25 protein-coding genes and 1 tRNA gene are annotated in these 26,499 nt (G+C 72.9%); 13 read left to right on the forward strand and 13 right to left on the reverse strand.

Going from position 1 to position 26,499, the window contains the following annotated elements; all coding sequences use genetic code 11:
- Positions 1–41: 41 nt before the first annotated feature.
- From ARTHRO9V_RS09945 to ARTHRO9V_RS09955, 3 genes are all read left to right on the forward strand, one after another.
- Positions 42–539, forward strand: coding sequence for a DUF4188 domain-containing protein (locus ARTHRO9V_RS09945; protein WP_159826874.1), 498 nt, complete (start codon positions 42–44; stop codon positions 537–539).
- 241 nt (positions 540–780) lie between these two features.
- A complete protein-coding gene (locus ARTHRO9V_RS09950; RefSeq protein ID WP_159826876.1) occupies positions 781–5,844 on the forward strand; it encodes a glycoside hydrolase family 3 N-terminal domain-containing protein in 5,064 nt (1,687 codons plus the stop codon).
- 143 nt (positions 5,845–5,987) lie between these two features.
- Positions 5,988–6,527 carry a GNAT family N-acetyltransferase gene (locus ARTHRO9V_RS09955; RefSeq protein WP_159826878.1) on the forward strand — a complete coding sequence of 180 codons (540 nt, stop codon included), beginning with the start codon at positions 5,988–5,990 and terminating at the stop codon, positions 6,525–6,527.
- An 83-nt stretch (positions 6,528–6,610) separates the two neighbouring features.
- Here the strand turns inward: ARTHRO9V_RS09955 and ARTHRO9V_RS09960 are convergent, their stop codons facing one another.
- From ARTHRO9V_RS09960 to ARTHRO9V_RS09970, 3 genes are all read right to left on the reverse strand, one after another.
- The gene (locus ARTHRO9V_RS09960) at positions 6,611–7,771 is read right to left on the reverse strand and encodes a zinc-binding dehydrogenase (RefSeq protein WP_236557019.1); all 1,161 of its coding nucleotides are present in this window, start codon (positions 7,769–7,771) and stop codon (positions 6,611–6,613) included.
- A gap of 252 nt (positions 7,772–8,023) precedes the next feature.
- Positions 8,024–8,617, reverse strand: a complete 594-nt coding sequence (locus ARTHRO9V_RS09965) for a gluconokinase (RefSeq protein ID WP_159826882.1) — start codon at positions 8,615–8,617, stop codon at positions 8,024–8,026.
- Complete coding sequence (locus tag ARTHRO9V_RS09970) at positions 8,617–10,008, reverse strand: GntP family permease (RefSeq protein WP_159826884.1); 1,392 nt, start codon at positions 10,006–10,008, stop codon at positions 8,617–8,619. The genes ARTHRO9V_RS09965 and ARTHRO9V_RS09970 overlap by 1 nt, the downstream gene beginning before the upstream one ends.
- A 213-nt stretch (positions 10,009–10,221) precedes the next feature.
- Here ARTHRO9V_RS09970 and ARTHRO9V_RS09975 point away from each other — a divergent pair, with 213 nt between their 5' ends.
- Both ARTHRO9V_RS09975 and ARTHRO9V_RS09980 read left to right on the forward strand, forming a co-directional pair.
- Positions 10,222–10,956, forward strand: a complete 735-nt coding sequence (locus ARTHRO9V_RS09975) for a FadR/GntR family transcriptional regulator (protein WP_159826886.1) — start codon at positions 10,222–10,224, stop codon at positions 10,954–10,956.
- A 168-nt stretch (positions 10,957–11,124) separates the two neighbouring features.
- Positions 11,125–11,436, forward strand: a complete 312-nt coding sequence (locus ARTHRO9V_RS09980; protein WP_056048270.1) for a hypothetical protein — start codon at positions 11,125–11,127, stop codon at positions 11,434–11,436.
- A 22-nt stretch (positions 11,437–11,458) separates the two neighbouring features.
- Here ARTHRO9V_RS09980 and ARTHRO9V_RS09985 read toward each other — a convergent pair whose 3' ends face one another.
- From ARTHRO9V_RS09985 to ARTHRO9V_RS09995, 3 genes are all read right to left on the reverse strand, one after another.
- Positions 11,459–11,908 carry a MarR family winged helix-turn-helix transcriptional regulator gene (locus tag ARTHRO9V_RS09985; protein WP_159826888.1) on the reverse strand — a complete coding sequence of 150 codons (450 nt, stop codon included), beginning with the start codon at positions 11,906–11,908 and terminating at the stop codon, positions 11,459–11,461.
- Positions 11,905–12,144 (reverse strand): hypothetical protein, encoded by a 240-nt coding sequence (locus tag ARTHRO9V_RS09990; protein WP_123520256.1) that lies wholly within the window; start codon positions 12,142–12,144, stop codon positions 11,905–11,907. Before ARTHRO9V_RS09990 ends, ARTHRO9V_RS09985 begins: the two co-directional genes overlap by 4 nt.
- Positions 12,145–12,272: 128 nt before the next feature.
- Positions 12,273–12,989 carry a general stress protein gene (locus ARTHRO9V_RS09995; protein ID WP_236557020.1) on the reverse strand — a complete coding sequence of 239 codons (717 nt, stop codon included), beginning with the start codon at positions 12,987–12,989 and terminating at the stop codon, positions 12,273–12,275.
- A 142-nt stretch (positions 12,990–13,131) separates the two neighbouring features.
- Between ARTHRO9V_RS09995 and ARTHRO9V_RS10000 the strand changes: the two genes are divergently transcribed.
- Positions 13,132–13,869, forward strand: a complete 738-nt coding sequence (locus tag ARTHRO9V_RS10000; protein WP_159826890.1) for an HAD family hydrolase — start codon at positions 13,132–13,134, stop codon at positions 13,867–13,869.
- Positions 13,870–13,989: 120 nt separating this feature from the next.
- Here ARTHRO9V_RS10000 and ARTHRO9V_RS10005 read toward each other — a convergent pair whose 3' ends face one another.
- Together ARTHRO9V_RS10005 and ARTHRO9V_RS10010 are read right to left on the reverse strand one after the other, a co-directional pair.
- On the reverse strand, positions 13,990–15,390 hold the full coding sequence (locus ARTHRO9V_RS10005; RefSeq protein WP_159826892.1) for an NtaA/DmoA family FMN-dependent monooxygenase: 1,401 nt from the start codon (positions 15,388–15,390) through the stop codon (positions 13,990–13,992).
- A 68-nt stretch (positions 15,391–15,458) separates the two neighbouring features.
- Positions 15,459–16,058 carry a TetR/AcrR family transcriptional regulator gene (locus tag ARTHRO9V_RS10010; RefSeq protein ID WP_056048284.1) on the reverse strand — a complete coding sequence of 200 codons (600 nt, stop codon included), beginning with the start codon at positions 16,056–16,058 and terminating at the stop codon, positions 15,459–15,461.
- Between the two features lie 119 nt (positions 16,059–16,177).
- On the opposite strand from ARTHRO9V_RS10010, the gene ARTHRO9V_RS10015 reads away from it, so the two are divergent.
- From ARTHRO9V_RS10015 to ARTHRO9V_RS10045, 7 genes are read left to right on the forward strand one after another with little or no spacing between them, the layout of a single operon-like run.
- On the forward strand, positions 16,178–17,308 hold the full coding sequence (locus ARTHRO9V_RS10015; protein WP_056048287.1) for an ABC transporter substrate-binding protein: 1,131 nt from the start codon (positions 16,178–16,180) through the stop codon (positions 17,306–17,308).
- The gene (locus ARTHRO9V_RS10020; RefSeq protein ID WP_159826894.1) at positions 17,305–18,168 is read left to right on the forward strand and encodes an ABC transporter ATP-binding protein; all 864 of its coding nucleotides are present in this window, start codon (positions 17,305–17,307) and stop codon (positions 18,166–18,168) included. The genes ARTHRO9V_RS10015 and ARTHRO9V_RS10020 overlap by 4 nt, the downstream gene beginning before the upstream one ends.
- Positions 18,161–19,075 carry an ABC transporter permease gene (locus tag ARTHRO9V_RS10025; RefSeq protein ID WP_201298931.1) on the forward strand — a complete coding sequence of 305 codons (915 nt, stop codon included), beginning with the start codon at positions 18,161–18,163 and terminating at the stop codon, positions 19,073–19,075. The genes ARTHRO9V_RS10020 and ARTHRO9V_RS10025 overlap by 8 nt, the downstream gene beginning before the upstream one ends.
- Positions 19,075–19,971 (forward strand): ABC transporter permease, encoded by an 897-nt coding sequence (locus ARTHRO9V_RS10030; RefSeq protein WP_159826896.1) that lies wholly within the window; start codon positions 19,075–19,077, stop codon positions 19,969–19,971. The genes ARTHRO9V_RS10025 and ARTHRO9V_RS10030 overlap by 1 nt, the downstream gene beginning before the upstream one ends.
- Entirely contained in the window at positions 19,968–20,957 is a 990-nt protein-coding gene (locus ARTHRO9V_RS10035) for a nucleoside hydrolase (protein WP_159826898.1), read from the forward strand. Before ARTHRO9V_RS10030 ends, ARTHRO9V_RS10035 begins: the two co-directional genes overlap by 4 nt.
- Entirely contained in the window at positions 20,954–22,003 is a 1,050-nt protein-coding gene (gene add, locus ARTHRO9V_RS10040; RefSeq protein ID WP_199736390.1) for an adenosine deaminase, read from the forward strand. The genes ARTHRO9V_RS10035 and add overlap by 4 nt, the downstream gene beginning before the upstream one ends.
- Positions 22,000–23,460, forward strand: a complete 1,461-nt coding sequence (locus ARTHRO9V_RS10045; protein WP_199736392.1) for an 8-oxoguanine deaminase — start codon at positions 22,000–22,002, stop codon at positions 23,458–23,460. The genes add and ARTHRO9V_RS10045 overlap by 4 nt, the downstream gene beginning before the upstream one ends.
- Positions 23,461–23,656: 196 nt before the next feature.
- On the opposite strand, the gene ARTHRO9V_RS10050 is transcribed toward ARTHRO9V_RS10045, so the two are convergent.
- From ARTHRO9V_RS10050 to ARTHRO9V_RS10070, 5 genes are all read right to left on the reverse strand, one after another.
- Positions 23,657–23,732, reverse strand: a tRNA-Ala gene (locus ARTHRO9V_RS10050).
- Positions 23,733–23,932: 200 nt separating this feature from the next.
- The gene (gene rsfS, locus ARTHRO9V_RS10055) at positions 23,933–24,346 is read right to left on the reverse strand and encodes a ribosome silencing factor (protein ID WP_055973644.1); all 414 of its coding nucleotides are present in this window, start codon (positions 24,344–24,346) and stop codon (positions 23,933–23,935) included.
- Positions 24,347–24,408: 62 nt separating this feature from the next.
- On the reverse strand, positions 24,409–25,632 hold the full coding sequence (locus tag ARTHRO9V_RS10060) for a hypothetical protein (protein WP_056048298.1): 1,224 nt from the start codon (positions 25,630–25,632) through the stop codon (positions 24,409–24,411).
- Positions 25,629–26,255: a nicotinate-nucleotide adenylyltransferase gene (gene nadD / locus ARTHRO9V_RS10065; protein WP_082060195.1), complete on the reverse strand. Its 627-nt coding sequence runs from the start codon at positions 26,253–26,255 to the stop codon at positions 25,629–25,631. The genes ARTHRO9V_RS10060 and nadD overlap by 4 nt, the downstream gene beginning before the upstream one ends.
- Positions 26,256–26,272: 17 nt before the next feature.
- Positions 26,273–26,494 carry a hypothetical protein gene (locus ARTHRO9V_RS10070; protein ID WP_056048301.1) on the reverse strand — a complete coding sequence of 74 codons (222 nt, stop codon included), beginning with the start codon at positions 26,492–26,494 and terminating at the stop codon, positions 26,273–26,275.
- Positions 26,495–26,499: the final 5 nt, after the last annotated feature.

The following is a 26,499-nucleotide window of genomic DNA, read 5'->3' on the forward strand; positions in this document are numbered from 1 at the left end:
TCCAATATTGGAGAGCGCCACTATCCATCTAAGGAGACATCATGTCGAGAGTCAACCCGGGCCGCACCACGCACGAGCACGACGGCGAACTCGTCGTCTTCCTGATCGGCATGACCGTCAACCGCTGGTGGCGGCCCGACCAGTGGGGGCCGGTGTTCGCGGCGATGGGACCGATGCTCACCGAGTTGTTCAGCGATCCCGAGAGCGGGCTCGCGGGCATGAGGCTGACGCTCGGACGTGGCGGGCCGGTGCTCGTGCAGTACTGGACGTCGCTCGAGAAGCTCTACGCCTATGCCAGCTCGCCGCAGCAGGCGCACCGGCCGGCCTGGACGGCGTTCAACCGTCGGGCACGCACGGCCCCGGGGGCCGTCGGCATCTGGCACGAGACCTTCGTGGTCGAGCGCGCCGAGAGCATGTACGTCGGCATGGCACCGTCGGGGCTGGCCCGGGCGACCAGGTCGGTGCCGGTCGGTCCGCGCAGCGACACCGCGCGGGCCCGGGCCGCGAGCGGCCGGACCCCCGGCGCCGCGTCGGCCTGACGCCGCGTGCCGCCCCGCCGCGCCGCGTCCGTCACCGCACCGCGTGTCGTGCACCGCACCCGGTCGAGACGAGGTGCCGTGCACGGGACGCGGTGCGCTGTCGGCCGGTCGCGTCAAGCCCCCACGGGCCCCATTGCCCTCGAGTCGCCTGTGACCCTACGATGAGCCAGACGTGAGCCGCCCTCGTTCGGGGGTGGCTCCAGCTCTGTCGTGAGACAGCCGTGATTACAAAGGAGTAATCGTGTCCGCTGCCCCTGCCCGCTCCTCCTCGACCCCTCGGTCGCGAGCCCCGCGCCGTCCGCGCCGCGGTCTCGCGCTCGCCGCCGGCACCGCCGCCGCGGCCCTGCTGCTCAGCGGCCTGCCCGCGATCGCCGCGCAGGCCGCACCGGTCGACCTCGCCCGCTTCGGCACGGTGACCGCCTCGGCGAGCCAGGCCGACGGCGACGGCACGTTCCCCGCCGAGGCCCTGATCGACGGCGATCCGGCGACCCGCTGGGCGAGCGGCAACGGGCCCGACGAGGACGTCGAGTTCACCGCGTCGGTGATCGTCGACCTCGGCGGCACCGCCCGCGTCGACGCGATCGGCCTCGACTGGGAGGCCTCGTACGCGACCGACTACACGGTCGACGTCACGTCGGGCGACCCGACCCTGCCCGCGAGCTGGACCACCGCGCAGACCGTCGCGAGCGACGGCGGCCGCGACGACGTGACCCTGTCGACGCCCACCGAGGCCCGCTACGTGCGCGTCAGCATGCTGCACCGCTCGGCCGCGACCTGGGACCCGGCGCGCCCCCACTTCTACGGCTACTCGGCCTTCGGCCTGCAGGTCTTCGGTGAGGCCGAGACGCGCTCGGTCACCTTCGACCGGTCGACCGCGACCGTCGCGGCCGGCCAGACCCTGACCGCGGGCCTCAGCCTGACCGGTCCGAGCGACGAGCCGGTCACCGTCCGGGTGCGCTCCACCGGCGGCACGGCGGTGGCGGGCACCGACTACACGGCGCTCGACGAGACCGTCACCTTCGCGCCCGGCGAGACCAGCGCCTCCGTGGACCTCGTCACGACCTCGACGGGCGCCCTCACGCCCCGCAGGTCGATCGAGCTGACCGCGTCCGAGCCGAGCGACCCGACGGTCGTCGGCACGCGGGCCACGCTCACCGTCGCGCTCACCCCGACGGGCACCCTGCCGAACGTCGGCGCGACCACGGTGCTCGACGACTTCGAGGGCGGCGTGCCGAGCGGCTACTTCGGCTGGGGCCAGAGCCCCGCCGTCACCCCGACCCTCGAGACCGGGGAGGCGCAGCGCGAGGGAGCGACCGGCGTCCAGGCCCTGCGCGTCACCGTCGCCGGCCCGACCACCGCCGAGAGCTGGTTCGGCTTCTCGCACGACGTCCCCGCCACGGACTGGAGCGACCACGACGGCTTCTCGTTCTGGTTCAAGGGCGCCGCCTCGGGCCTGCCCCTGCGCTACGAGCTGAAGAACGGCGACGGCGCCCTCTTCGAGCAGACCGTCGTCGACGACAGCGCGGACTGGAAGCAGGTCAGCGTGCTGTTCGCCGACCTCCGTCAGAAGGGCCAGCCGTCCAGCGACCTGCGCTTCGACCCGTCGGCGTCGACCGGCTTCGCCGTGACCCTGACCGGCCTCGGCGCGGGCACCTGGCAGGTCGACGACGTCGCCCTCTTCGAGCGCGCGACGATGATCGAGGACTTCGAAGGCGACGTCCCGCTCGGCACGACGGCCGACCCGCTCGGCTTCTTCACCTGGGGTTCACCCGCGCCGCTCGAGCCCACCATCAGCCGCGACGTCACCGTGCAGGAGCGCGACGGCCGCGCCGACAACCACGTGCTGAGCGGCACCTCGTCGATCCCGGCCGGCGGCTACGGCGGCCTCAGCCACAACCTCGCCGACAGCCAGGACTGGTCGAGCTACCAGGGCCTGCGCTTCTGGTGGTACGCCTCGCAGGCGAACAACCCGGCCTCCCCGACGGCGGGCGCCGACATCAAGGTCGAGATCAAGGACGGCGACCCGGCCGGCGGCGACAGCGCCGAGACCAGCGAATTGTGGGCGACGACCTTCAAGGACAACTGGGGCAGCAGCACCAACCGCTGGAAGCTCGTCGAGCTGCCCTTCTCGGCGTTCACGCCGTCCGGCTACCAGCCGGGTGACGCCGCGACGACGAACGGCACCCTCGACCTGACGAGCGCGTTCGGCTACTCGTTCACCTTCACCCCGGGCACGCCCGCCCCGGTCGGCTACGCCCTCGACGACACGCAGCTCTACGGCACCCCGGCGAGCGCCGCGTCCGTCACGGTCGACCCGTCGCAGGACGTCTACCTGGTGGACGCCGGCGGCTCGGTCGAGATCCCGCTGACCGTGACGACGGCGGGCGACGAGCCGTTGGCGTCGGACGTGTCGGTCGACTGGTCGACCGCCGACGGCACGGCCGTCGAGGGCACCGACTACGACGCGGCCTCGGGCACCGTGACCTTCGCGGCGGGGACCGCCTCGGGGACGGCGCAACCCGTGACCGTGTCGACCCGCGCCTCCTCGGGGGCCGCCGAGTCGAAGGAGTTCGCGGTCGCGCTGGCCTCGACCACGGCGAAGGTCGGTGACGGTCCGCGCGTCGTGATCGGCGCGCACGACCTGCCGTACCTCGACCCGTCGCTGCCGACGGCCGACCGCGTCGCCGACCTGCTCGGCCGCATGACGCTCGACGAGAAGGTGGGCCAGATGGCGCAGGCCGAGCGGCTCGGCCTGTCGTCGCCGCAGGACGTCAGCGGACGCGCGCTCGGCTCGCTGCTGAGCGGTGGCGGGTCGGTGCCCGAGGGCAACACCGCGGTGGCCTGGGCCGACATGGTCGACGCGTACCAGCGCGAGGCGCTGTCGACTCGCCTGCAGATCCCGATGGTCTACGGCGTGGACGCCGTGCACGGCCACAGCAACGTGGTGGGCGCGACGATCTTCCCGCACAACACCGGCCTCGGCGCGACCCGCGACCCGGCCCTCGTCGAGCGGATCGCCGAGGTCACGGCGACCGAGGTGCGCGCGACGGGCGTGCCGTGGACCTTCGCCCCGTGCCTCTGCGTGTCCCGCGACGAGCGGTGGGGCCGCAGCTACGAGTCGTTCGGCGAGGACCCCGACCTGGTGCGCACCTTCGCCGCCCCGTCGGTGATCGGCCTGCAGGGTGAGGACCCGACCGACATCGGCGGTGCCGACGAGGTCCTGGCCACGGCCAAGCACTGGGCCGGAGACGGCGGCACGAGCTACGACGAGTCCGTGGCCGGCACGGGTGCGTACCCGATCGACCAGGGCGTCACGCACGCCGACTCGCTCGAGGACTTCACCCGGCTGCACGTCGACCCGTACCTGCCGGCACTCGAGGCGGGCGTGGGCACGATCATGCCGTCGTACTCGGCGGTCGACCTGGGCGACGGGCCCGTGCGCATGCACGAGAACGCGGCACTGAACGACGACCTGTTGAAGGGCGACCTGGGGTTCCAGGGCTTCCTCATCAGCGACTGGGAGGGCATCGACAAGCTGCCCGGCGGCAGCTACGCCGACAAGGCCGTGCGCTCGGTGAACGCCGGGCTCGACATGGCGATGGCGCCGTACAACTACGGCGCGTTCATCGACGCGATCGTGGCGGCCGTCCGCTCCGGTGACGTGGCCGAGTCGCGGGTCGACGACGCCGTGCGTCGCATCCTCACGCAGAAGTTCGACCTCAACCTGTTCGAGCAGCCGTTCGCCGACCGCACCAACGTCGACGGCGTCGGCTCGGCCGAGAACCGCGCCGTCGCCCGTCAGGCCGCCGGCGAGTCGCAGGTGCTGCTGAAGAACGCCGGAGGCGCGCTGCCGTTGGCCGCGGACGCCGACCTGTACGTGGCCGGCTCCAGCGCGGACGACCTCGGCCGCCAGATGGGCGGCTGGACGATCAGCTGGCAGGGCGGATCGGGCGACACGACGACGGGCACGAGCATCGCCGAGGGCATCCGTGAGGTCGCTCCCGGCGCCTCGGTCACCCTCAGCCCCGACGCCTCGGCACCGATCGGCGCCGGTCAGACCGGCGTCGTCGTGGTCGGCGAACGTCCGTACGCCGAGGGTCAGGGCGACGTGCCGAACAACGGCTCGAGCCTGTCGCTGACGGCCTCCGACCAGGCGATCGTCGACGAGGTCTGCGCCGCTGCCGCATCGTGCGTGGTGCTCGTGGTCTCGGGCCGACCGCAACTGCTCGGCGACGTCGTGAGCGTCGCGGACGCGGTCGTCGCGTCGTCGCTGCCGGGCTCCGAGGGTGCGGGCGTCGCCGACGTGCTGTTCGGCGACCGACCGTTCACCGGGCGCCTGCCCGTGACCTGGGCGGCCCGCGCCGACCAGGTGCCGATCAACGTGGGCGACGCCGACTACGAGCCGCTCTACCCGTACGGCTGGGGCCTGCGCACCGACGGTACCCGCGAGCGTCTGGAGGCGCTGGTCGCCTCCCTGCCCGAAGGCGCCTCCCGAGCGGCGGTGCAGGCCGTGCTCGACGCCGACGTGTGGGACGGCGACGGTGCCGTGACGGACGCCGCCGCCGCGCTGCGCCTCCTGCTCGCCGCCGTCGCCCCGGTCGGCGGGACCGACCTCGGTGCGATGTCCACGTCGGACGCCCTCGTGTCGGTCGCCCGCGACCTCGCCCAGCAGGCGATGGTGGACGGCACGGCGGTCGACGGGTCGGCGGCCCTGACGGCCGACGCCGAGAACGCGCTGCAGCGCGGTCTGCCGGACGTGGCACTGGCCGGCTTCGCGACGGTGCTCGGCATCGACCTGGACGTCGTCGAGCCGACGAAGGTCGTCGTGCCCGGCACGCTCGACCCCGCGACCGCCCGCCCGGGCGACACGGTGTCGATCACGGCCACCGGGTTCGTCGCCGGGGAGGACCTCGCGGGCACCGTGTTCTCGGAGCCGCAGTCGATCGGCGCCACGACGGCCACGGCGGCCGGGGTCGGCGTGCTGCGGTTCGTCGTGCCGGCCGACCTCGAACCCGGGACGCACGTCGTCGAGCTCGAGGGGACGGGACAGATCGCCCGGGCCACCCTGACGGTGCTCGCCGCGGCGGTGCCGGGCGACCCGGGGACGCCGGGTGGCGGGACGCCGGGCACGGGCACGCCGGGTGGAGGCGGGTCGGGCACGGGCTCGGGCGGCACCGTCGTGGCGTCGCCGGTCGGGCTCGCCTGGACCGGCTCGGGCGAGTGGATCGGCATCGCCCTCGCGGCGTTCCTGATCGTGGCGCTCGGGGTCGCCCTGCGGCTGCGTCGGCCTCGCGACCGCGGCTGACGCGCCCCGCCGCACCGCGCCTCCCCCCACGAACCCCGTCTCGAACGATGCACCCCGCTTCTTCCGGGTGCATGGTTCGGAACGGGGTTCGTCGTCGCGTCGGCGCTGCGTCACCTGAGCGCAGCCGCTGCTAGCGTCACGGGGTGCTCACCACCGACCGCCTGCTGCTGCGCCGCTGGCACGAGTCCGACCGTGCGCCGTTCGCGGACCTCAACGCCGACCCCGAGGTGATGAGGTACTTCCCCTCGACCCGCACGCGTGCCGAGAGCGACGCCCTGGTCGACCGGCTCGACGCCGCGATCGAGGCGGACGGCTTCGGGCTGTGGGCCGTCGAGCGTCGCGACTCGGGCGCGTTCGTCGGCTTCGTCGGGCTGTCCCGTCCCACGTTCGACCCCGCGCTCGTGGGGCAGGTCGAGATCGGGTGGCGACTCGCCCGTGAGGCCTGGGGTCAGGGCGTCGCCACCGAGGCCGCCCGAGAGGTCGTCCGGTTCGCGTTCGACCCGTCCGGCGCCGACCTGCCCGCCCTCGTCAGCTTCACGGCGGCGACCAACGAACCGTCCCGCCGCGTGATGCGTCGCCTCGGCATGGCGCACGACCCCGCCGACGACTTCGAGCACCCCGCGCTCCCGCCGGGCCACGCGCTCCGGCCGCACGTGCTGTACCGCCTGAGCCGCGCCTCCTGACCCGCGCCACCGGCGACGCCGCTCCGGGCGACGGACCGCCGAGGCAGGGGGCACGCGAGACGCGACCGGCCCCACCCTGTGGCCTACCTGGGCTCGACCCCGACCAGGCGGTCGTCCACGTCCGCCGCGACGAGCACCGTGCCCACCTCCGCCAGCGGGATCGTCCCGCCCACGAGCGACTCCAGCGGCCACCGTCGCCACGCCTCGGTCGCCCACGCCACGGACGAGTCGAGACGCTCCGGCTCCGCCTCGCGCACGCCGCCGACCGTGACGAGCCCCTCGACCAGTCGGGCACCGCTCGCGCCGACCTCCCCGCCGCGCGCTGCCGCCCCCGCCAGCACCACGACTCCCCCGACGGCCACCCGCTCGACCAGGGCCGACGCCGCCGCGACCCCGTCGAAGGCGAGCCCCACCGTGCGGTGACGCCCCGACCGGTCGACCGACGCGAGCACGCGAGACAGGGCGTGCGGCCCGGTCGCCGCCCCGGGGTCGGCCACGGCGACGGCGCCGAACGCGCGCGACCTCTCGCGCCGCGCCTCCTCGGGGTCGACGACCACGACGCGCGCCCCGGCGTCCGTGGCCATCGCCGTCGCGACCAGTCCGACGGCACCCGCCCCCGACACGACGACGACCTGGCCCGCGAGTGACGGCACCCCCGAGAGTCCGAGCACCGAGGAGGCGCGGTGCAGCACCTCCGCGGCCGTCGCGGTCACGCCCGCCACCGGGGCGAGCACGGCCGCGGGCACGTCGTCGGCGACGACCACCACGGTGGTCCCCCGGCGCAGGTGCACGTGGCTCGCGACCGTGCCGGACAACTGCCAGCTGCGCCGCGTGCGCTCCTCGCCGTACCGCTCCCCCGAGACGCAGGCCGAGGTCAGACCCCGATGACACGGGACGCACCGACCGCACGCCACCGTGCCGGACCAGACGACGCGCATGCCGGGCCGCAGCCGTCGGCCGTCGTGGGCGCGGGCGTGCTCGTCGGCCTCGACGACCTGCCCGACCGCCGAGCCGCCCGGCACCACGGGCAGGCACGCCGCCCCCCGATCGCCGAGGGAGCGCACCACGTCGAGGCGGACGGCCGTGAGCTCGACGGCGACCAGGGCGTCCCCGCGCGCGAGGCGCACCCCGGGCACGGCGATCTCGCTGAAGCCGTGTCCGCTTCCGACCCCGGTGCCGAGCCAGACCTGTGCCGACGCCGGCGGGTCGAGGCACACGTCGCGGCCGTCGAGCACGGGACGCATCGGGTCGACCCGCGGCCGCCCCGCCTGCGTCGCCCTCGACATCGTCCCCCACCCCTCGCACCCGGCCTCCGGTGCACGCCACGACCCTAGGCACGGCGGGTGGCGGCCCGGCGAACCGCGGGCGTCCACCCGGTGAACGCGTCGGACCGTCGAGTGGGCGGAAGATGCCGTCACCCACCCCGTGACCAGCATCTCCTGCCCACTCGGGCCCCGGTCACGGCACCGGCAGGAGGGACGGAGGCGCGGCCCGGGTCAGGCGACCGGCGTCAGCCCCAGCGCCCGGATGACGTCGTCGGCCTCGTCCTCGGGCGACCGGCCGGCGTCGACCACGACGTGCCGCTCGTCGGCCTCGGGCGGTTCGAGCGTCGCGACCTGCGAGTCGAGCAGGGCGGTCGGCATGAAGTGGCCCTCGCGGGCGGCCATCCGGTCGCCGAGCAGGTCGCGGCTGCCGCGCAGGTAGACGAAGACGACGTTGTGCTCGCGCAGCACGTCGCGGTACTTCCGTTTCAGTGCCGAGCAGGCGATCACGCCGGGCACACCTGCCAGGGCGTGTTCGACGATCCAGGACGAGACCGTGTCGAGCCAGGGTGCCCGGTCGTCGTCGTCGAGCGGGGTGCCGGCCGCCATCTTCTCGACGTTCTCGTCGGGATGCAGGTCGTCGCCCTCGTACGAGTCCCAGCCGAGCCGCTCGGCGAGCAGGGCCGCGACGGTCGACTTGCCCGAACCCGACACGCCCATGACGACGAGCACGGGGTCGGCGGCGTACGGACCGCCCGCCGGCACCGCGCCTCCCGCATCCGGCGCGGCAGCCGAGGAGGCGCGGTCCCCGTTCTCGAGGACGGTCATCAGATGAACACGCTCGCGAGCATGACCCCGGCGAGGGCCGTGAGGCTGAGGACGCACTCCATCAGGCTCCAGGTCCTGAAGTTCTGGCCGACCGTGGTGCCGAGGTACTCCTTGATCAGCCAGAAGCCGGCGTCGTTCACGTGCGACAGGAAGACCGAACCCGCACCGATGGCGAGCACCAGCAACGACGCCTCGGGGGTCGACATGTCGGCGGCGAGCGGGGCCATGATGCCGGCGGCCGTGACCGTGGCGACGGTGGCCGACCCGGTGGCGACGCGGACGAGCGCCGCGACCACCCAGGCGACGAGCAGGACGCTCACGCCCGACTCCGACACCGCGTCACCGATCACGGTCCCGATGCCCGTGTCGATCAGGACCTGTTTGAACCCGCCACCGGCGCCGACGATGAGCAGGATGCCGGCGACGTCGGGCAGCGACGAACCGAGCGTCTTCGACACGGCGGCCTTGTCCATGCCCCCGGCGCGGGCGTAGAAGACCATCGCGTAGAGCACGGCGACGGTCAACGCGACCATCGGCGTCCCGAGGAACTCGAGAAGGTCGACCCAGGTGCCGGTCGCCGTGGGCAGCGCCGCCTCGCGGATCGAGCGCGCGAGCATGAGCACGACGGGCAACAGGATGCCGATCAGGGCGTTGACGAAGCTGGGGCGCCTGCGGGCCGAGCCCTCGCCGCCGTCCTCTTCCTTCGAGACGAAGAGGTCGGGGACCGGCACGGGCGCCCACTTCGCGGCGAGCTTTGAGAACAGCGGGCCGGCGACGATCACGGTGGGGATCGCGACGAGCACGCCGAGGCCGAGCGTCAGGCCGAGGTCGGCGCCCACGGTCGAGACGGCGAGCAGCGGGCCGGGGTGCGGGGGCACGAGGGCGTGCATCGCCGAGAGGCCGGCGAGCGCCGGGATCGCGATGCGCATGAGCGGCAGGCCCGACCGGCGGGCGACGAGCACGATAACGGGGATCAGCAGCACGAGGCCGACCTCGAAGAACATCGGCAGGCCGATCAGCGCGCCGATCAGGGCCATCACCCAGGGCAGCGCCTTCTGCGACGAGCGCGAGATGAGGGTGTCGACGATGCGGTCCGCTCCGCCCGAGTCGCTGAGCAGCTTGCCGAACATCGCGCCGAGCCCGATCAGGATGCCGACGCTCGTCATGGTCGATCCGAAGCCCGTGCCGAAGCTCGTGACGGCGTCGCCCGGAGCGAGGCCGGCGCCGATGCCGACCCCGACGGCGCCGAGCAGCAGCGCCAGGAAGGGGTGGACCTTGAGCCAGGTGATGAGGCCGACGATCACGACGATGCCCACGAGGGCCGCGATGATCAACTGCGCGTCGGTGCCCGAGGGCGTGGGGGCGGCCGTGGCCGCTGCGAGGAGGTGCATTCCGTCGCGTCCTTCCGAGGACGCTTCACTGCGACCTCTTCGTCGTGGGCCGGAGCCCGGGGGGGTTGTCGTCCGTCGGCGCCGGACGGATGTCTGGCAGTCTTGTCCCACGGACGAACCTGATTAGTGTGAATAATCAGACTTATGGAGTGTGCCACAGTCGGCACCACCCCGCCACCTGCCTGCCCACCCCCCTCGATCAAGGAGTCGTCGATGACCCCCGGCCTGGCAGCATCACGAGAACGCGGCCTGCACGCCCGGGTGGTCGACGTCCTCGGAAGCGAGATCGTCGACGGTCGACTGACCGTGGGCTCCATCCTGAACCTCGACGACCTGGCCGTCCGCTTCACGGTGTCCCGCTCGGTGCTGCGCGAGGCCCTGCGCGTGCTGCAGTCGCTCGGCATGGTCGAGCCGCGTCAGCGCATCGGCACGCAGGTGCTCCCCCGCACCTCGTGGGACCTCATGAACCCGCAGATCATCCTCTGGCGCGGCCGCAGTCCCGAGTACTTCGTCCAGATGCGCGAACTGCTCGAGCTGCGGCTCGGGCTCGAGCCGGTCGCGGCCCGACTGAGCGCGCTCGCCTTCACCCCCGACCAGGCCTCCGCCGTCGAGGACGCCGCCCGCACCATGGTCGCCGCCGCCGCGTCCGGTGACGGCCGCGCCTACCTCGAGGCCGACGTCGCGTTCCACACCGCCGTGCTGCGCGGCTCGGGCAACGACGTCATCGGCCACTTCGCGTCCACCGTCGAGGCCCTGCTGCGCACCCGGACCGAAGAACGCCGCTTCACCATCACCGAGTACACGCCCGCGGCGGCCGGACTGCACCTCGACCTCGCCCTCGCGATCCGGGCCGGCGACGCCGACGAGGCCTTCTCGCGCTCGTGGCGGCTGATCGACACGACCGTCGACGAGTTCGTGGCCGAGTCGGGCGGCTCCCCCGCCGTCTGATCGGCCCCGACCGCCCGGCCGTGGCCGTTGCTCGGCGACAGCCTCCCGCCCGGTCCCGGCCGCGCCATCGGCGCGTACGGCCGACTCACCGAGGAGGCGCGGTGGACGCACAGGCGCCCGTCACGTCCCGTTCACGCACCGGTCGCCCCCGGGGTGGAGCATCGACGCATGATCTCGCTCAGCGCCCTCGTCAAGCCGAAGGACGGAATCCACTCGGTCCGCCTGCTCGAGAAGAGCCTCCGCGACCACTACGAGAACGTCCCCGTCACGGACCACCAGTACCTCGTGCGCTTCGCCGACGGTCCCGCCCTGGTGACCGACGAGCTCGCCGGTCTGCGGGTCGACGTCGTGGTCTCGGACGAGCGGGCCGCGTCGCACTTCCGCGAGGCGCTGGCGGGCGAGATCGCGACCCGCGTCCTCGGGCGCACCGTCGACGTCGTGTGGTCGCGCTCGGCGAGCGTCCCCGCGCCGCTGCGCTGAGGCACGGCGGGGGCGAGGGGGGTCAGTCGCCCTCGGCGTCGGCGGCCGCGATGAGCTTCGTCATCGTGCGGTGCAGCACGACGAGCTCGTCGGGCGTCACCCCGAGCCGCGCCATCATGCGGGAGGGGATGCTCTCGGCCTCACGCCTCGACGCGGCACCGGCCGGGGTCAGCTCGATCGACAGCGCGCGCTCGTCGTCGGCCCGGCGCGCTCGGGTGAGCATGCCCTGGGCCTCGAGCCGCTTGAGCAGCGGACTGAGCGTGCCCGGGTCGAGACGCAGCAGACGGCTGAGCTCACGACCCGACAGCGGTGCGTGCTGCCAGAGGGCCAGCATGACGAGGTACTGCGGGTGCGTCAGCCCCAGCGGCTCGAGCACCGGACGGTAGGCCGCCACGACGCCCCGCGAGGCGACCGAGAGCGCGAAGCAGATCTGGCTCTCGAGTTCGAGCGGATCGGCGCCGGCGGCGCTCATGCCCGCGGCGCCGGGCAGTGCACCATGGTGCGGACGCCCGTGCGGTCGACGACGTGCTCGTCCATCGGGGCGCCGCAGAGCGGGCAGGCGCCACCGTGCTGGGGGGCCACCGCCGGCGCCTCGTTCTTCAACCCCAGCTGCGCGCCGCCGATGTAGGGACGCAGTCGGGCGTTCATGCGCTCGACCAGGTCGCCGAACCTGCTGCCGTGGTCGTGGTGCCGCTCGGGTCTCGTCATGATGGTTAGTCTACCAACGATTGGTGCCCCAACGACAGGGCCACGGCGGACGGAGACGCGACCGCGCCCGCCCCGACGAACGGGGCGGGCGCGGAACGGCGGAACCGAGGAGGCGCGGGTGGCGTCGCTCAGGCGACCTTGCGACCCTGCGCCAGCGTCTGGTGCGCCCGGGCGGCGAGTTCGCCACGGACCAGCACCTCGTACCGACCGGCCTCCATGGTGCGGACCGACGAGAAGTCGCGACGACCACGCAGCATCTTGTGGCCGACGAAGCCCCACAGCGCTCCCCACAGCGCACCGAGGCCGACGGCGACGAGCAGCACGCCGATCCAGGCATCCGACGGGGCGAAGATGCCGAAGAGCAAGCCGAGCAGCAGGCCGAACCACGCTCCGCCACCGGCACCGCGTCCCGCGGCCTTGCCCGAGGTCAGCCGACCCGACACGTTCTCGACGGTCCGGATGTCGTGCCCGACGATGGACACGCTCTCGACGGGGAAGCCCTCGTCCGACAAGAGGTCGACGGCCGACTGGGCGTCCTCGTACTTCGTGAACGACGCGAGCACCTGGGGGTAACCCGCACCCGCGAAGGCGCCGATGCCGCCGGGGCCCGGGGTGCCCGTCGTCGGCGTGGCCTGCGGCCCGGGCTGGCCGTAGCCGGGCTGGCCGTACGGCGCACCCGACTGGTCGCCCTGACCCGGCACGATGCCCGACGGGCCCGGGGCCTGCCCGGCCTGCCGACCCTGGTCGCCTGCCGGCTGCTGTCCGGCGGACTGCGGTGCGTACTCGCCGTACGCGGGGCGGGGGCGGTCGTCGGGGGTGGGCGTGGTGTCCTGCTCGTTGCTCATGCTCCCGTTCTATCGCGCCCGCGTCGACGCGGAGGGAATGCACAGACGGCCCACAGCATTCCTTGGCCCGCTCCCAGTCCCACCGGCCGCACTTCGGTCCCGTCCACGTTCGGGTGTCGGTCACGTGGGGCAGGATCGACGGATGACCACCACCCACGTCCTCGTGCTCGACTTCGACGGGACCGTCTGCCTGGGCGACGGCGCCGTCCTGACCTACGCGCGCCTCCTGGACGAGGCCCTCACGGCGACCGACGAGCGGCACCCACCCCGGCTGGTCGAAGCGGTGCTGGCCCGGTTCGTCGGCAGCCCGCTCGCCGACGAACCCGCCGGGGTCGAGGCCGCGCTGGCCGAGGCCGACGGGTCGCCCGACGGCTACGTCGTCGCCGAGCGGGTCTCGCGCGCCCTCGGCGTCGCCGACACGGCCCGCTCGGCCGCCTACGCCGGGGCCCGGGCGGCCCTCGCGGACGGCCGTCTCGAGATCGAGGCGCCGGACGGGCTCGCCGAACTGCTCGACTCGCTGCCCGACGGCGTGCGCGTCGTGCTCGTGACGAACTCCCCCGAGCACGGCGTCGTCCAGCCCCTCGAACGACTGGGCCTCGCCGACCGCGTCGACGAGATCGTCACCAACGCGCGCAAACCGTCCGGGCTGCCCGCCGTGCTCGACCGGCTCCGCGCCGACGCGGGTCTCGCCGGCCGCCCCGACCGTCTGCTCAGCGTGGGCGACATCTGGCCGAACGACCTCGAACCGGCCGCCGCCCAGGGTTCGCCGACCGCGTTGGTCGAGCGGTTCCCCTCCGTGGACGCCCGGCCGACGCATCGCGCGGCGACGCTGCCCGAGCTGTACCCGGCGATCCGCGCCTGGGCGGGACGCGCCTCCTGAGCCGAGCCGCGCCTCCCCCGACCAGCCGCACGCCCTGAGCGCCCCGCGCCTCCGGAACACGGCCCCCGAGGAGGCGCGCCATCCGTCGCGGGATCGGCGGCGGCGGCGTCCGGGCCGGCGTCAGACCGTCGCCGGCACCACCGCGAAGCGGGCACCCGGGTGGTCGGCCGAGAGGTGTGCGCCGGGACGGCCGAGCATCTGCTCCCGCAGCGTGCCCGTGGCCGGCTCGGCCGGCATCCGGCCGCGGCGACGCAGTTCGGGCACGACGAGGTCGGCGAAGTCGGCCAGGTCGGCCGTGCCGAAGATCGGCTCGATCAGGAATCCGTCGAGGTCGGTCTCGTCGACGAGCCGCTCGAGCTCGTCCGCGACCTCGACGGGGTCGCCGACCAGCTGGAGCCCCCGGGTGCCCTTGCCTCGCAGGTCGTCGAGGATCTCGCGCACGGTCGGGGCCGGCGAACCGTCCTTCGGCAGGAACCGGTCGATGTTGCTCTGACCCATCTGCCCGACCGGGCCTCCGTCGTCCTGCAGCTGCGTCAGGTCGCGGGACGGGTCGAGCGAGAGCAGGTCGATGCCCGTGTTGCCCGCGTAGAGGACGGCGACGACCTCGTCGGTCTGGAGGTCGTCAAACTCCTTCCGCAGCGCGACGGCCTCGTCGTGGGTCGGGGCCACCGTGACGGTCAGCCCGACCATGATCTTGACCGACTCGGGGTCGCGGCCGAGGGCGGCCGCCTTCGCGCGGATGTCGGCGACGTTCCCGGCCGTCTTCGGCACCGTCGTGCCCTGCACGAAGACGCACTCGGCGTTGCGCGCGGCGTAGGCGCGCCCCCGGTCGGACGTGCCGGCCTGGAACAGGACGGGCGTCCGCTGCGGCGACGGGGCGACCGTGAAGTAGCCGGACGACCGGAAGTGCTCACCGGCGAACTCGACCCGGTGGATCCGGTCTCGGTCGGCGAGGACGCCCGCCTCGGCGTCGCCGCGGAACGCGCCGTCCTCCCAGCAGCCCTCCCAGAGCGTCATCGCCAGGTCGACGTACTCGTCGGCCTGGTCGTAGCGGGCGTCGTGGCCCCGCATCTGGTCGTGGCCGAACAGCTCGGCGACGGTGTTCTGCGAGGCGCCCGTGACGATGTTCCAGCCGATGCGGCCGCCCGTCAGGTGGTCGAGCGTGGCGAAGCGGCGGGCCGACTGCACGGGGTGGTCGAGGCCGGTCGACGAGGTGACGACGAAGCCGAGGCGTTCGGTCTCGCGGGCCAGGGTCGGGATCAGCAGGGCCGGGTCCATGCCGGGGAAGTTGATGCCGCCCCGCGCCGCGGTCTCGGGCAGGTCGCCGTCGACCGACGGGTAGCCGAACCCGTCGGCGAAGAACAAGAAGTCGAAGCCGGCCGCGTCGAGCAGCTTCGCCATGCCGATCCACAGGTCGAGCCCGTGGTAGCCGAGCGAGTCGCTGCGCGGGTGGGACCAGCTGAGGGTGCCGCCGACCTGGGGGCCGGCGACTTCGAACACACCGAGACGGATCTGCTTCATGCCGTCAGTGAACCGGACGGTTCACCCAGAGTCCAGCCCCGAAACAAGGTCTTAACACGGGACTCCTCTCAGGCGGGGACGGCGGCGGCGCGGACGCGGGCGACGAGCGCCGCGGTCGCGTCGACGGCCGCGCGGTCGACGGCCGCGCTCGCCCCGGCGCTGAGCAGCGTCGCCTGGAGACCGCGCCAGAGCGCGACCGTCTCGTGCGCGAGCGACTCGGCCCGCGCCTCCTCGACGCCCTCGGCGCGGTACGCGGCCGCCACCTGACCCACCCACTCGGAGCCGATGTCGCCGAGCAGCGAGGCGTAGCGCTCGCGATCGAAGCTCGCGAGGCCGAACACCTCGAAGAACAGTCGGTTGAAGGGCTGGTTGACGGGATCGGACACCGTCCGCCAGACGGCGAGGAGGCGCTGGTCGAGCGGCAGGTCCGGCCCGGCCAGGTGGTCCACGACCCCGACGATGCCCGGGAACCGCCGTTCGGCCCCGTGCAGCGCCGTGACGACCAGTTCTTCGCGGCTGCCGAAGTAGTACAGCAGCATGCGGTTGTTCGAGCCGACCGCCGTCGCGAGGGCGCGCAGGGTGAGCTGGCCGACGCCGTTCTCGAGCACGTGGTCGACGACGCGCTCGAGCAGTTCGGCCCTCTTGTCGGACGACTCACGCGTGGCCATGACCCCGAAACTAACGTCTCGCGAGGTCGGCGACGACGGCAACACGACCGAAACGACGATGAAACAGTCCGGGTCTAGCTTTTCGACACCTCACCCGAACGAACCTCAGGAGTTCCCCCATGAGCCCTCTCTCCGTTCCTCCCGCGTTCCGCTCCACCTCCCTCGACCGCCGCGGGTTCCTGCGCCTGGGCGGGTCGGCCGCCCTCGTCGTCGGCACGACCGCCCTGCTCGCCGCCTGCACCGACTCGTCGGCCGGGACGGGCGCGGCGACCGGCGGGGCCGCGTCCGGCGGGTCGTTCGGCACCATCGCCGTCCAGCTCTCGTGGATCAAGAACATCGAGTTCGCGGGCGAGTACTTCGCCACGGAGAAGGGCTACTACACCGACGCCGGCTTCAGCGAGGTCACGCTGCTCGCGGGCGGCGGGCAGACCGGAGCCGAGGAGGCGCTGCTCGCCGGGCAGGCCAAGGTCGGGTTGTCGTCGGCCTCGCTCACCGGCCCCTCGGTCGCGCAGGGCGCCGCCCTCAAGATCATCGGCACGACGTTCCAGAAGAACCCGTTCTGCCTGCTCTCGCTCGAGGAGGGAGAGCCGATCCGCACCCTGGCCGACCTCAAGGGCAAGAAGATCGGCGTGCAGTCCGGCGGCAACCAGACGATCTTCGAGGGCTTCCTCAAGGCCAACGACATGACGCTGGACGACGTCGAACTCGTCGCCACGCAGTACGACATCGCCCCGCTCGAGACGAACGCCTACGACGCGCACATGTCGTACATCACGAACGAGCCGATCCTCGCCGAGATGGACGGCTTCACCCCGGTCGTGCTCGGCTTCGCCGACAACGGGCTGCCGTTCGTCGCCGAGACCTTCACCGTCACGCAGGACACCATCGACAACGAGCGCGACATGCTCAAGGCCTTCCTGGTCGCCGAGATCAAGGGCTGGACCGACGCGGTGAAGGACCCGGAGCAGAGCGCGAAGTACGCCGCCGAGAAGTACGGCAAGGACCAGGACCTCGACGTCGAGGAGCAGACGGCCGAGGCCGAGGCGCAGAACACGCTGATCCTCACCGAGGACGTCAACGCCAACGGCCTGTTCACGATGACCGACGAGCTGGTCGCCGAGAACATCGCCTCGCTCAAGGCCATGGGCACCGACGTGTCGGCCGACGACCTCTTCGACCTCAGCATCATCAAGGAGGTCTACGAGGAGAACCCCGACCTCGTCACGACCTTCGAGATCCCCACGGCATGACCATGACGGACGGCACCACGACCGCGCGCACCACGGTGCCGCTCACGACGGCCACGGGCGACCCCGCCGGCCGACCCGAACTCGCCACGGGCATCAACATCCAGGGGCTGACCAAGTCGTTCCAGCTCGGCCGGAAGAGCGTGCAGGCCCTGACGCAGATCGACCTGGGCACGAAGAAGGACTCGTTCCTCAGCCTGCTCGGCCCCTCGGGCTGCGGCAAGTCGACCATCCTGCGCATCCTGGCGGGGCTCGAGACGCCCACCTCGGGCAGCGTCGTGATCAACGGCAAGACCGCGGCCGAGGTGCAGCGCGGGCACGAGACGGGCATCGCGTTCCAGGACTCGGCCCTGCTGCCCTGGCGCAGCGTCGAGAACAACATCCGCTTGCCGCTCGAAGTCGCCGGGCTGACTCCCCCGGCCGGCCTGATCGACGACCTGATCGACCTCGTCGGCCTGAAGGGCTTCGAGAAGGCCAAGCCGGCGCAGCTGTCGGGCGGCATGCGCCAGCGCGTCTCGATCGCCCGCTGCCTCGCCGTGCAGCCGACCATCATGCTGCTCGACGAGCCCTTCGGCGCGCTCGACGACATGACGCGGCAGCGCATGAACGTGGAGCTGCTGCGCATCTGGGGCGAGAAGCCCGCCACGACGCTCATGGTGACGCACGGCATCGCCGAGGCCGTGTTCCTGTCCGACGTCGTCGCCGTGATGAGCGCCCGGCCCGGCCGCATCGCCGAGGTGGTCGAGATCGACCTGCCCCGACCGCGCCTGCCCGAGCTGACCCGCACGCCTGAGTTCCACGCGTACGTCGACCGCATCTCCGAGATCCTGTTCGGCTCGCACGGGGCGGCCGCCGATGACTGACCTGCACACGTCGCCCCGCGAGACGGCCGAGCGCGAGGTCGAGGCGGAGCTGGGCCAGAGCGTGGCGCTCCAGGCCGAGACCATCCGGGGTCGCGAGCGACGGTCGGTGCTCGGCTCGATGGCCGCTGCCCCGCCGTGGGTCGGCGCCCTCGTCGGCATCGTGCTCATCGTCGCGATCTGGCAGGTCGTGGCCGTCACGCTCTTCTCGGTGACGGGCTCGGTGCCCCCACCCGGCCAGGTGCTCGTCCAGCTCGTCACCGACCTCAGCGACCTCGTCTACTGGCGCGCCATCGGCGCGACCGCCGGCAGCGCGGCGTGGGGCTTCCTCTGGGGCAACCTCATCGCGTTCGCGTTGGCCTTCGCCGTGCTGCTCGTGCCGTGGTTCGAGGGCCTCTCGACCCAGCTCGCGGTGGTCTGCTCGTGCATCCCGCTGACGGCGATCGCGCCGATCGTCACGCTCATGTCGCCCGCCGGCGGCCGGACGACGTCGATCTTCCTGGCCGCGCTCAGCGTGATCTTCACCACCGTCATCGGCACCCTGCTCGGCCTGCGGGCCGCGAGCGAGACCCAGCTCGACGTGATCACGGCCTACGGCGGCTCGCGCTGGACGCAGCTGGTCAAGGTCCGTCTGATCGCCGCCCTCCCCAGCATCCTCGCGGCGCTGAAGCTGGCGGCACCCGCGGCGTTCCTCGGGGCGGTGCTCGGCGAGTACTTCCTCATCGGCGTCGACCAGGGCCTCGGCATCCTGCTGCTCGCGGCGCAGGCCACGGCGGCGTCGGTCAAGCTCTGGGCGCTGGCCCTGATCTCGGGCGGCATCGCCGGGATCGCCTACTTCGTCATCGGGCGGATCAGCCGACTGGTCACGCCCTGGTCGGCGGGCGACAGCCGCGCCGGAGAGGGGTTCTGATGGCCACGACCCTGCCCACGGGCACCGGCACCCGCGTCACCGCCCCCGCGGTCTCGACCAGCGCCTCCTCGACCGCCCGGTTCGTCCTGCGGCGCATCGGCCGCACCGTGCTGACGATCGCGATCTCGGCGATCATCCTCGGCATCCTGTGGAACCTCGCCATCGTCGTGCTGCAGGCCAACGCGTTCATCGCGAAGACCCCGGCCGACGTGTTCCGTTGGTTCTTCGTCGACTCCGAACTCAGTCGGACCACGGCCGCCGAGAACCGCGTGCACATCGCCGGCCTGCTCGGCGTGACCCTGTGGCACGCCGCGATCGGCTTCGTCTTCGGCGTCGGCGGGTCCCTCGTCGTGGCGATCGTGTTCACCCTGATCCGCCCGGTCGAGTTCATGTTCATGCCGATCGCCATGCTGCTGCGCACCGTCCCGCTGCTCGCGATGGCGCCCGTGATCTACCTCGTGCTGGGCAACGGCATCGTCACCGCCGGCTTCATCGGCGGGGTGGTCGTGTTCTTCCCGCTGTTGGTGAACCTGACCCTCGGCTTCCGCTCGGTCAGCGCCCAGTCGGTCGACCTCATCCGGGTCTACGGCGGGAGCCGGTGGACGATCATGCGCAAGGTCGCGTTCCCCACCGCCCTGCCGTACTTCTTCGCCTCGATGCGCATCGCCGTGCCGGGAGCCATCACCGGCGCGATGCTCTACGAGTGGCTGTTCACCTACGAGGGCCTCGGCGCCGCCATCACGGCCGCCAAGTCGCAGTCGCAGTACGGCGAGATCTGGGCGATCGTCGTGCTGATCACCCTCGTCTCGATCGTGCTCTACACGGTCACGACGTTCGTCGAGACGGCGGTGCTCGCGAAGTGGGGCCCCAACGCCGGCAAGGCGACCGCCTCGTGACGCGCCGCGTGCTGGTCGACACCGACACCGGCATCGACGACGCCCTCGCGCTGCTCTGGCTCGCCGCACAACCCGACGTCGAGATCGTCGGCATCACCGCCGTCTACGGCAACTGCGCCGTCGACGACGCCCTGCGGAACGTCGGACACGTGCTGCGGCTCGTCGGGCTCGAGGACGTCCCGGTCGCCCGGGGCGCGGAGGGCCCCCTCGAGGCGGAGGCGCACATCGCGCACTACGTCCACGGTCACGACGGTCTCGGTGACGTCGTCGCCGACCGGCCGCTCCCGCGCGTGCTGCTCGACACCCCGGCGGCCGGACGCCTCGTCGAGGTCGCCCGGGAGTCCCCGGGCGAGATCGACCTGCTCACCCTCGGGCCGCTGACCAACGTGGCCCTGGCGCTGAGGGCCGAGCCGCGCCTCCTGACCCTCTTCCGGTCGGTGACGATCATGGGCGGCAGCGGGCCGTTCCCTCCCCTCGGCCGCACGGACATGGTCGACGCGAACGTGCAGAACGACGGCGTGGCCGCGCGGGAGGTCTTCGCCGCCCCGGCGACCTCGCGCCTCATGGTCGGCGTGAACGCGACGTCGCAGGTGATCACCGACGAGTCGCACGTCGCGGCGCTCCGGGACTCGGGCACGCCGACCGGCACGTTCGCCGCCGACGTCCTGGCGACCTACCTGGACTTCTACCGGAACGCCTGGGGCCGCCGCGTCAGCCCCGTGCACGACGGACTCGCCGCCGCGCTGATGGTCCACCCCGAGTGGATCGCCGACAGCGTCACCGGCCCCGTCGGCATCACGAACGACGGCTTCGCGACCCGCGGCCGGGTGCTGCGCACGGCCGACGGCGCCGAGGTCGACTGGCACCCGGACGGCCCCGTACCGACCGGTGACCCGTCGACCCCCACGACGGCGGTCACCGCCGTCCACACCGACCTCTTCCTCCCGTCGTTCGTCGACGCCCTGATCCACGGAGCCCGCTCGTGACCACCACCTCCCCCGCCGACGCGACCCGCGCCTCCTCGGCTGCCGCCCCCTCACCCGCCGGCGCCGTCGTGCGCGACCTGCGCGCCCTGCCCAAGGGCCACCTGCACCTGCACATGGAGGCGGCGATCCGCCCCGACTCGCTGGCCGACATGGCGGCGGCGTCGGGCGTCGTCGTGCCGATGCCGACCAGCTTCGGCGACTTCAGCGAGTTCAGTGCGACGTACCAGGGCATGCTCGTGGTCCTGGCCGAGAGGGAGAACCTCTTCCGCCTGATCGACGAGGCGGTCGAGGACTGCGCCGTCGAGGGCGTCGCCTACGTCGAGTTCGGGGCGAGCCCGCAGTTCTACGTCGCCACCTTCGGGTCCCTCGACGCCTCGCTGCGGGCGATGCTCGCGGCCTGCGCCGAGAGCGGCGAGCGGTGGGGCGTCGAGGTCGGCCTGATGATCACGGTCGACCGCACCGAGAGCGTCGAGGCCGCGAACGAGCTGGCCCACCTGGCCGCCGCCTACGCCGACCGCGGCGTCGTCTCGCTCGGCCTCGCCAACGACGAACGCGGCAACCCGGCCGCGCGCTACGAGGAGGCGTTCCGCATCGCCAAGCACGCGGGCCTGCTCTCGACGCCGCACGCCGGCGAGCTCGCCGGCCCGGACCAGATCGAGGAGGCGCTGGACGTCCTCGGTGCCGACCGTGTGCTGCACGGCGTGACGGCCGTACAGAGCGAACCGCTGATGGCCCGACTGGCCGCCGAGGGCGTCTGCCTCGACGTGTGCCTCACCTCGAACGTGCTGCTCTCGGTGATCCCCACCATCGAGGACCACCCGCTGAAGCGCCTCGTCGAGGCCGGCGTGCGGTGCTCGATCAACGCCGACGACCCCATCCTGTTCGGGCCGGGCGTGCTGGCCGAGTACGAGCTGGCCCGGACCACCCTCGGTCTGTCCGACGAGCAGCTCGCCGCATGCGCCCTGAGCTCGATCGAGTGCTCGGGGGCGAGCGACGGACTCAAGGAGCAGGCGGCCGGCGAGATCGCGGCGTGGCTGGCGGCGTGACCCCGCCCATCCGCCGTCTGGTCGTCGAGGGCGCCCACGTCGCGACGGTCGACGCCCACGACACCGAGCACGCCGGCGGGCACGTCGTCGTCGACGGATCGCGCATCGTCGCCGTCGGGCCGGGACCCGCCCCCGCGTGGTGCACCGCCGGGCTGACCCCGCCCGGCCCGGCGGCCGGGTCGGCTCCCGGGCCGGGCGGGCCTGCTTCTGAGCCAGCCGGGCCGGACGCCGCGGCGATGCCGGTCGAACGCGTCGACGGCCGGGGACACCTGCTGACCCCCGGCCTGGTCAACACGCACCACCACCTCTACCAATGGCTGACCCGTGGCATCGCGCAGGACTCCATCCTGTTCGACTGGCTCGTCGCGCTCTACCCGACCTGGGCGCGCATCGACGAGCCGCTCGTCGAGGCCGGGGCCGCCGCCGCGATCGCCGTGCTCGCCCGGTCGGGGTGCACGACCGTCGGCGACCACCACTACGTCTTCCCGGCCGGTGCCGGCGACCTGGTGGGCGGCATCGTCCGGGCCGCCGCGACCGTCGGCGTCCGTCTGCACGCCACGCGCGGCTCGATGGACCTCGGTCGGTCGCGGGGCGGCCTGCCCCCGGACTTCGCCGTCGAGACCACGGACGCCGCGCTGCGCGCCAGCCAGGAGGCGGTGGCGCGGTTCCACGACCCGTCCGGCGACGCCCGGGTCCAGATCGCGATCGCGCCCTGCTCGCCGTTCTCGGTGACGCCCGACCTGCTGCGCGAGGCCGCCGTCCTCGGGCGGCAGCTCGGAGTCCGGCTGCACACCCACGGCTCCGAGACCGTCGAGGAGGACGCGTTCTGCCTCGAGCGGTTCGGCCGCACGCCGACCCAGTACCTGGAGGACCTCGGCTGGCTCGGCGACGACGTCTGGATGGCCCACTGCGTCCACCTCGACGACCACGCGATCGGACGGTTCGCCGCGACGGGGACAGGTGTGGCGCACTGCCCGTCGTCGAACGGTCGTCTCGCCGCGGGCATCGCCCCGATCGCGTCGTTGCTGCGCGCGGGGGCGCCCGTCGGGCTCGGGGTCGACGGTGCCGCGTCGAACGAGTCCGGCCAGCTCGGCACCGAGATCCGGCAGGCGGTGCTCTTCGGGCGCCTGCGCTCCGGGGCGGACGCGTTCTCGGTCCGGCAGGGCCTGCGCCTGGCGACGATCGGCGGTGCCCGCGTGCTCGGACGCGACGCGGACCTCGGCTCGATCGAGGTCGGGAAGCTCGCCGACCTCGCCCTCTGGCGCGTCGACGGGGTCGAGTTCGCGGGCATCGCCGACCCGGTGGCCGCCCTGGGGCTCGCCTCGATGCCGCCGCTGGCCCGGCTCTGGGTCGGCGGCGACGCGGTCGTGGCGGACGGCGAGCTCGTCCACGCGGACCAGGGTCTGCTCGCCGAGGGCGCGGCCCGGGCGTCGGCGGAGCTGCGCGCCCGCGTCTGACGCGACCCGCGCCTCCTGCGCCTCTTGTGCCCGTCGGCGTGAGGGCACGACCCGCGCGACCCGCCACGAAGTAAACACTCCGCCACGACATCTCGTGGCGGAGTGTTTACTTCGTGGCGGCTTCGGGGCCATGGCCTTCGAACAGACGGCCCGACAACGACGAAAGCCCCTCGCGAGGAGGGGCTTTCGGTGGTTCTGGTGGATCTGAGGGGACTCGAACCCCTGACCCCCTGCATGCCATGCAGGTGCGCTACCAGCTGCGCCACAGACCCAGAACTGTTGCCCTTCGGAGGTTTTCACCCCGTCCGAAGCAACTCGTCTACATTACTACACTTTTCGACCGCGCACGTTCACCCGCCCTCGACCCTGCTCGAGCGCGGCCGAGAAGACACGACATGCCGCTCACCTCGGGAGGTGAGCGGCATGTCATGAGGCCCCGCCGACACGGCGGGGCCCAGGAGGCGCGGGGAGGCTAGGCCTCGGCCGGTGCGTCGGCTGCGACCTCGGCCGGAGCGGTGGCCGACTCGGTCAGCACGTCGAGCGGGATGGTCGGGCAGTCGCTCCAGAGGCGCTCGAGGGCGTAGTACTGACGGTCCTCGTCGTGGAAGACGTGGGCGACGACGTCACCGAAGTCGAGCAGGACCCAGCGGCCCTCGGCACGACCCTCACGGCGGAGGGTCTTGACGCCGGCCTCGAGCATCTTGTCCTCGATCTCGCCGGCGATGGCGACCACGTTGCGTTCGCTGCGGCCGGTGGCCAGCAGGAACACGTCGGTCAGGGGCAGGGGGCCGGACACGTCGAGGGCGACGAGGTCGTCGGCCTGCTTGTCGTCGGCCGCGCGTGCGGCGATCTGCAGCAGCTCGATGGCACGAGGGGTGGCTGTCACGTGTTCCTTAGGGGGTAGGTGGTGATGCGGGCCGACCGGGGTCGGTTCGGGTGGGTCGGGCCTCAGCCCAGCACCCCGGTGGCGAAGCCACCGATGATCAAGCCGATGATACCGAGGCCCACGACGCCGCCCGAGATGCCGAGGATCAGCGGCAGGTGGTTGCCCTTGGGCTGCGACGCGGCCAGCACGACGGCGCGGGTGGACGTGTGCGTGCTGATGGCCCGGCTGGCGCGCACGGGCTCGGCGTCGCTCGACGCCTGCTCGGCGTCGCCCTGCTCGAGGATGCGGTCCATGTCGGAGTTGTCGATGCGTGCCTGCGAGCCGGTCGACGCCAGGCTGCGCGGCAGGTCGATCGAGCCCGTGATGATGATCTCGCCGGTCGCGTTCAGCGCACCGGTCACGTCGGCGACCTGCGCGTCGGTGAGGATCAAGGCGTTCTGCTGACCGGTGCTGGTGCCGAGTTGGCGGCCCGGGACGGACTCCGCGTCGGGCTCGTCGGACTGGGTGGACCAGTGGCCGGACGGGACGACGGGTGCGGCGTCGGACGAGTCGTCGCGCTGGTCGCGTGACGGACCGACGCCGGACGGTCGCGGCGCCGACGACACGGGACGGGACGGGGCAGGAGGCGCACTCGGCGAGTCCTGTCCGCTGCGGTCCTGCTCGTCGGACAGGGCGAACGGGAACACCGTCGGCGTCGACGTCGGGGTGGGGGTCGAGGACACCGGGGTCGCCGCGCCGGTCGCACCCGTGCGTCGGGGCCCGGGGACGTCGTCCGACGAGTCGTCGTCGTCCGACGGGTCGACGTCCGACACGGCGGACGGCACGGGGGCCGACGCGGGACGGAGGGCCGCCGAGGCCGGCGCGGACGCACCGGGCGCAGAGGCCGGCCGGTCGGCGGCCGGGGCGATCTCGTCGACGGTGTTGAGCGCGTCGGCCAACGGACGACGGGGTTCGGGAGCTGGTGCCTGCAGAGGCACCGGGGAGGCGTCGCGGCTCTGGCTCGCGTCGCGCAGGGCGCGCATCTGGCGGCGGGTCAGGCCGGTGCCGGGGTCGACGACCGAGCCGGGTGCGGGGGGCGGCACGTCGCGCAGGGCGGCAGCCGACGGCACGGGAGTCGGCATCGGCACGTCACCCGTGGGGGTGGTCGCGGGCCGCGGGGCGGGAGCGGACGTCGAGGCCGGCACCACGGGCACGGCACCGGTGATGGCCTGACCGGCCTCGCGGGCTCGCTCGAGGTCGCGGATCTGTCGCCGGGTGAGGGGCGGCTGACCGTCGGACGTGCTCATGAAACGCTCCGATACAGATGGTGCTTGGAGATGTACTGGACGACGCCGTCGGGGACCAAGTACCACACCGGAAAGTCTCGACCCACCCGGGCGCGGCAATCGGTCGACGAGATGGCCAGTGCGGGGACTTCGAGCAAGCTTACGTCGCTCTCGGGCAAACCGCTAACGCTGAGGTCGTGCCCCGGCCGGGACACGGCGACGAAGTGGGCGAGGTCCCAGAGCTCTTGGACGTCTTTCCAGTCGAGGATCTGGGCGACGGCGTCGGCGCCGGTGATGAAGAAGAGCTCGGCCGTCGGACGGAGGCGTCGGATGTCGCGCAGGGTGTCGATCGTGTAGGTCGGCCCCTCGCGGTCGACGTCGACGCGGCTGACCGTGAAGGTCGGGTTCGACGCCGTGGCGATGACCGTCATGAGGTAGCGGTGCTCCGCCTCGCTGACCTCGGGTTTCATCCACGGTTGACCGGTCGGCACGAAGACGACCTCGTCGAGGTGGAACGACTGCGCGACCTCGCTGGCCGCGACCAGGTGCCCGTGGTGGATCGGGTCGAACGTGCCGCCCATGATGCCGACGCGGGGTCGCCTGACGCCCTCGCCGTCGGGCACGGTGGCGCCCGCCACGACCATCTCGCCGACCTCGGCGGTCAGTGGTTCTCGGGGTGACCGAACTCGTCGATCGGACCGTCGTGGTGGTCGAGCTTGTTCGCCTTGCGCAGCGAACGGTTGGCGACGTCGCGGTAGCTGAACACCACGTAGCCGAGGACGAGGAACGCGACGGCGAAGACACCGGCGATGACGGGTGCCGGCGCGATCAGCGGTGCGAGTTCTTCGTGGGCTTCGGCGAGCAGCAGCGAGGCGTCGAGCATGGGTT

Source organism: Frigoribacterium sp. 9N, assembly GCF_902506305.1.
In the GTDB taxonomy this organism is placed as follows: domain Bacteria; phylum Actinomycetota; class Actinomycetes; order Actinomycetales; family Microbacteriaceae; genus Frigoribacterium.

What these genes read in the sequence shown, in the direction of transcription:
- ARTHRO9V_RS09945 (WP_159826874.1), top strand. Translation starts at nt 42, where the DNA reads ATGTCGAGAGTCAACCCGGGCCGCACCACGCACGAGCACGACGGCGAA.
- ARTHRO9V_RS09960 (WP_236557019.1), bottom strand. Translation starts at nt 7,771, where the DNA reads ATGCGTCCCGTGCTCGACGGCCGCGACGTGTGCCTCGACCCGCCGGCG.
- ARTHRO9V_RS09965 (WP_159826882.1), bottom strand. Translation starts at nt 8,617, where the DNA reads ATGACCGTCCTCGAGAACGGGGACCGCGCCTCCTCGGCTGCCGCGCCG.
- ARTHRO9V_RS09970 (WP_159826884.1), bottom strand. Translation starts at nt 10,008, where the DNA reads ATGCACCTCCTCGCAGCGGCCACGGCCGCCCCCACGCCCTCGGGCACC.
- ARTHRO9V_RS09975 (WP_159826886.1), top strand. Translation starts at nt 10,222, where the DNA reads ATGACCCCCGGCCTGGCAGCATCACGAGAACGCGGCCTGCACGCCCGG.
- ARTHRO9V_RS09980 (WP_056048270.1), top strand. Translation starts at nt 11,125, where the DNA reads ATGATCTCGCTCAGCGCCCTCGTCAAGCCGAAGGACGGAATCCACTCG.
- ARTHRO9V_RS09985 (WP_159826888.1), bottom strand. Translation starts at nt 11,908, where the DNA reads ATGAGCGCCGCCGGCGCCGATCCGCTCGAACTCGAGAGCCAGATCTGC.
- ARTHRO9V_RS09990 (WP_123520256.1), bottom strand. Translation starts at nt 12,144, where the DNA reads ATGACGAGACCCGAGCGGCACCACGACCACGGCAGCAGGTTCGGCGAC.
- ARTHRO9V_RS09995 (WP_236557020.1), bottom strand. Translation starts at nt 12,989, where the DNA reads ATGAGCAACGAGCAGGACACCACGCCCACCCCCGACGACCGCCCCCGC.
- ARTHRO9V_RS10000 (WP_159826890.1), top strand. Translation starts at nt 13,132, where the DNA reads ATGACCACCACCCACGTCCTCGTGCTCGACTTCGACGGGACCGTCTGC.
- ARTHRO9V_RS10005 (WP_159826892.1), bottom strand. Translation starts at nt 15,390, where the DNA reads ATGAAGCAGATCCGTCTCGGTGTGTTCGAAGTCGCCGGCCCCCAGGTC.
- ARTHRO9V_RS10010 (WP_056048284.1), bottom strand. Translation starts at nt 16,058, where the DNA reads ATGGCCACGCGTGAGTCGTCCGACAAGAGGGCCGAACTGCTCGAGCGC.
- ARTHRO9V_RS10015 (WP_056048287.1), top strand. Translation starts at nt 16,178, where the DNA reads ATGAGCCCTCTCTCCGTTCCTCCCGCGTTCCGCTCCACCTCCCTCGAC.
- ARTHRO9V_RS10020 (WP_159826894.1), top strand. Translation starts at nt 17,305, where the DNA reads ATGACCATGACGGACGGCACCACGACCGCGCGCACCACGGTGCCGCTC.
- ARTHRO9V_RS10025 (WP_201298931.1), top strand. Translation starts at nt 18,161, where the DNA reads ATGACTGACCTGCACACGTCGCCCCGCGAGACGGCCGAGCGCGAGGTC.
- ARTHRO9V_RS10030 (WP_159826896.1), top strand. Translation starts at nt 19,075, where the DNA reads ATGGCCACGACCCTGCCCACGGGCACCGGCACCCGCGTCACCGCCCCC.
- ARTHRO9V_RS10060 (WP_056048298.1), bottom strand. Translation starts at nt 25,632, where the DNA reads ATGAGCACGTCCGACGGTCAGCCGCCCCTCACCCGGCGACAGATCCGC.
- nadD (WP_082060195.1), bottom strand. Translation starts at nt 26,255, where the DNA reads ATGGTCGTGGCGGGCGCCACCGTGCCCGACGGCGAGGGCGTCAGGCGA.
- ARTHRO9V_RS10070 (WP_056048301.1), bottom strand. Translation starts at nt 26,494, where the DNA reads ATGCTCGACGCCTCGCTGCTGCTCGCCGAAGCCCACGAAGAACTCGCA.